We start from the raw sequence: 4246 nt of genomic DNA, 5'->3' as shown, positions 1-4246 counted from the left end.
CCCGATGCCAGGGGCCCCCGCATTGCGCCGAAGGCGCCATGCGGGGAAAGGCTAGTCCACCCACTGTCCCTGCGTGAAGGCGACGACCAGGGCTGCCATGATCGGCGTACCGGYACATAGATATACCGACTGTACCCAGCTCTGCCGCGCGGCGGCTCGCGCGAGCATCAGATACAACGGAAAGGCCACTAAAATTCCACGGATTCCCGATGCATAATAATTCGTGCAGGCCATTATCACGGTCATCACGCCGAGGAAGGTCGCCTCACCCCACCGTCTCCCGGCCAGCAGGATGATGGTCAGCAGTACCCCGACGACCACCGCGAGCAGTTCCCCGCGCCAGAACCAGACGAAGGTCGACGCACCGTTGCCATCCGTGGCCGATGCCCAGGTGGCGGTCCAGCCCGACCAGGGCCAGTCGAGGCCTCGGTGCCAGCCGTCCCGCATCGCGTCCGTGTAGGAGCCCCAGCCCCCGGTGCGAATCCTGAGATAGCCCAGGTAGGCGAGGACGGGGATGGGTGGAAGCCCCAGCGACAACGCCGGCCGGGCGAACACCGGGAGGCCGGCGGAGCGCCGGCTCGCGACGTACTGCACGGCCAACGCGACCCCGAAGGGAATACCACTGATCCTGGYGGATGCCGCCCCGGCGCCCAGCAGGCCGGCCAACCACCAGCGGYTGCGACGTGCCGCCAGCCAGGACGCCGTCGCGAACCCCAGGAAGATGCCCTCCGAATAGGCGGCGAACAGGAACACCGCGTAGGGGAAGCAGATGAGGCTGAGGACGGCGAACCGCGCCGCGGACTTGCCGACCTCGTCCGCGGCCAACCGCCACAGCGCGGCGACCGCGACCGCACCGGCGAGGAACGACACGACCAGACCCGCGACAATCCAGTCCGGAACGACAATATGGACGATCCGCATCGCGATCGGGAGGCCGGGAAAGTCGACTTCTGTCCGGTCCGAGTAGGCGGGGGAGAGATAACCGTACCGGGCGACCTTCGTGAACAGGCCGACATCCCACCGGTCCCAGAGCGTGCGCAGGCCGGGAGCGTTTCGCGCCGGCGCCGAGGTAAGGACCCGCGCGGCGGCGAGCGCCAGCAGGGCGACCGCGACCCGGCTCCCGAACCAGATCGGCAGCGTGGCCCGGACCGGCTCCGGCAGCCGGGCCCAGGCCGCTCGGACCATCCCCGGCCCGATCGGATCATGCACCGCCGGACCCGRCCCCGTCGGCGCTGCCGGCGCCCGGGCCTCCGGCCGGCTCGCCGGTGGCCGCCGCCGTAACCCACGCCGGCCGGCCGCCGCGGACATCGGGGGCATGGTCCAGCACCCCGCCCGCAGGGTCGTCAACGGCGTCCGGATCGCCGACGGCAGCGGAGCCGACCGCGACACGCGGATCACCCGGGTACGCCATTCCGCCGGTCCGCACGATGTCGGTATGCGGATGYAGGATCTCCCGGACGACGAATCCGGCCAGGACGAGCAGCACCAGGTCGCGCAGGGCCACCGCGCCGACGAACCATCCCCGGTCGATGCCGTGACGACCCTGCGTGTCGTTGTAGATGAAGTGCATGAATCGGGTGAACAGCACCCACGCCTCGCAGACCTGCCACAGCAGGAACAGCCTCCATCGGGGCCGAGCCAGTGCCGCCAGCGGTAGCAGCCAGATCGTGTACTGGGGTGAGAAGACCTTGTTGGTCAGCAGGAAGGCGACGACGAGCAGGAACAGCACCTGCGGCAGACGGGGCCGGCGCGGTGCGAGCCAGGTGAGTAACCCGATGGCGACCACCGAGACCAGCAGGGCCGCCCCAGTGATGATGTTCAACGTGGAGATGGGCAGGCCGTTGTTCCGCAAGCCCTGCAGGATCATCGGGAGGGCGACGACGATCGTCACCCAGCCGGCCGCGGCCGCCGCGATGACCAGCCGGCGCGCATCGGGCCGATGATGGATCGCGGCCGCGGCCACCGCGACGAGGACGACGGCAGTGAGCGCGGAGACCACCAGGTGCAGTGCTCCGAACCAGGCCGGGTCGTAGCGGCCGGCAAGCCAGGTCGCGCCGAACGCCAGCGAGTCCCAGTCGGCGCCGCGGTCGGAGTTCAGATCGAAGAACCGGGCGATGGCGTTGCGGGCCCCGTCCGGACCACCACCGACCAGCCGGATCCAGTCACCACCTCGCCAGAAGGTCGACCAGATGCTGTCGCCGACGCGGGCGTTCTCCGCGTTGAAGTAGCCGGCGGTCAGCCATAGCGGGACGATGACCACCAGCACCGTCACCGCCGCCGCGCAGACGGTCCGGGCCAGTTCGCGCAGCCTCCCGGCCCGGAGGCAGAGAAAGGCCAACCCTAGCAGGAACAGGGCCGGATAGAGCTTCGTGAGGATGCCGAGTCCGATTAGCATCCCGGCGAGCTTCGGAGCCCGTCTGGACCAGGCAAGCAGGCCGCCCGCCGCGAACGCCACCGCGATGATGTCCCAGTTCGTCAGCAGATGCAGCACGAGGGTCGGYGCCAGCGCGAACAGAGCGGCGTCCCAGATCCGCCTCGATCCGGCCGCCAGCGCGGTGCAGCACACCGCGACCGAGGCCACGATCAGGAACAGCAGGGCGGTGAGGTCGTAGAAGACGGCCGACCGCATGTCCATCGTGTAATGGTCGAAGACGCGCTCGCCGTTCTCCTCCCGGTAGACCGCCCGCGGTCCGTTCGCGAGACCGGCCGGCCAGGCGACGAGCTGCATGGTGGCGCCGATCAACGGCGGATATTCCGTCGGGTAGTCCAGATAGGGGATCTTCCCGTCGACCAGCCCCTCCTGGCTGTACAACGCGACGATGTCGGAGTAGCACAACGCCGTGTACTGGTGCTCATGCGTCCAGTTCCGGGTGTCCCGGCAACTGATCTTCTGGGTGTAGCCGAGGACCCCGGCCACGATGACCATTGCCATCAGCACCCGCAGCGGGGTCAGCCAACCACGCCGGTCGGGCACGGCCGCGTGCTCACCCGGCGGCCCACCGATGAGCTGGCTTGCCCCCGCGACGACCGGGTCCTCCCGGGCCGGGCTGACGCGGACGGGGGACGCCGGGGACATGGCCATGCCCGTCATTCTCGCCCCATGACAGCCCATGACCAGCACTGAACTCGACCTCCCGGTCAGTTGAACGGGTCGGAGAAGATCCCCGTCTGTCGAGCCGGCCGGCCCGCCTGGCCGGCACCCTGCTGCTGACCACCGCCGTTGCCGTTGCCACTGGGGTTCAGGAGATCGCCCAGGTTGACGCCGGTATCGCCGGGCTGGCTCGATGAGGCGCTCGGCGCCGGGGTGGGTGTGGGAGTCGGCTCGGGCTCGTTATCCTGCACGAGGCCACCGAAGGCCGGCGGATCGAACTTCGACGGCGGCACCCCCGTCAGCGCGGCGTCCATGAACGCCTTCCACACCTTGGCCGGGTAGGTACCCCCGTAGACGCCCTTCTCGGCGCCGGGAATGCCCTTCAGCACATCCTGCTCGGTGCCCTTGCCCCGGAACATGTTCACGCAGGACGCGAGTTCCCTGGTGTACCCGCAGAACCAGGCCGACCGGAAGTTGGTCGACGTCCCGGTCTTGCCGGCGGCCTCCCGCCCGCCGTCCAGCCGGGCCCGCTTTCCGGTGCCACTCGAATCCGTCAACACGCTCTGCAGGGCGTACGTGGCGTCGCGGGCCACCGTGGCCGGGATGACCTGCTTCACATCCGGGGTACCCGAATAGATCACCTGCCCGTTGCCGTCGACCACCTTGTCCACGATGTGCGGTGTGGCCCGCACTCCGGCGCCGGCGAGGGTCGCGTAGACCGTGGTCATATCCACCGCGTGCACGTCGTCCTGGCCCAGCGTGATACCCGCTTCGTTGCGCAGCTGGGTACTGGCCGGGATGCCAAGGTCGCGCGCGGTCTTGATGATGTTCGAGACGCCGATGTTCTGCCCCAGCGGTACGTACACCGTGTTGATGGAGCCCGCCGTCGCCTCGATGAGGTTCTTGTATCCGAGATCGCCCGCCTCACCCTCGTCGTTGCTGACCACGTAATTCCCCGGCAGTGTGATCTTGGCGGGAGCGGCGAAGGTCGACTTGAGGTTGATGTTCTGACGCAACGCGGCGACCAGAGTGATCGTCTTGAAGGTGGAGGCGGACTGCACCTGCGCCCCTGACACGTTGTCGACGTACTGCTCGTGGCCCTGTGCGTCCTTGCCGTAGAGCGACCCGCCGTACCAGGCGAGGATCCTGCCGGTC

3 protein-coding genes are annotated in these 4246 nt (G+C 68.8%); all 3 read right to left on the bottom strand.

What is annotated here, in order from left to right:
• Positions 1–51: 51 nt before the first annotated feature.
• Positions 52–1185, bottom strand: coding sequence for a hypothetical protein (locus KBI5_RS18105; protein WP_241883001.1), 1134 nt, complete (start codon positions 1183–1185; stop codon positions 52–54).
• Positions 1186–1201: 16 nt separating this feature from the next.
• Complete coding sequence (locus KBI5_RS18100) at positions 1202–3091, bottom strand: glycosyltransferase 87 family protein (protein WP_085015918.1); 1890 nt, start codon at positions 3089–3091, stop codon at positions 1202–1204.
• A gap of 47 nt (positions 3092–3138) precedes the next feature.
• The coding region (locus KBI5_RS18095) for a penicillin-binding transpeptidase domain-containing protein (protein ID WP_133057075.1) at positions 3139–4246 on the bottom strand (1108 nt) is incomplete at its 5' end.

The sequence above is a fragment of the Frankia sp. KB5 genome (genome assembly GCF_002099325.1).
Lineage (GTDB): Bacteria > Actinomycetota > Actinomycetes > Frankiales > Frankiaceae > Frankia > Frankia casuarinae.
This window is presented reverse-complemented; position numbering and strand designations above follow the sequence as displayed.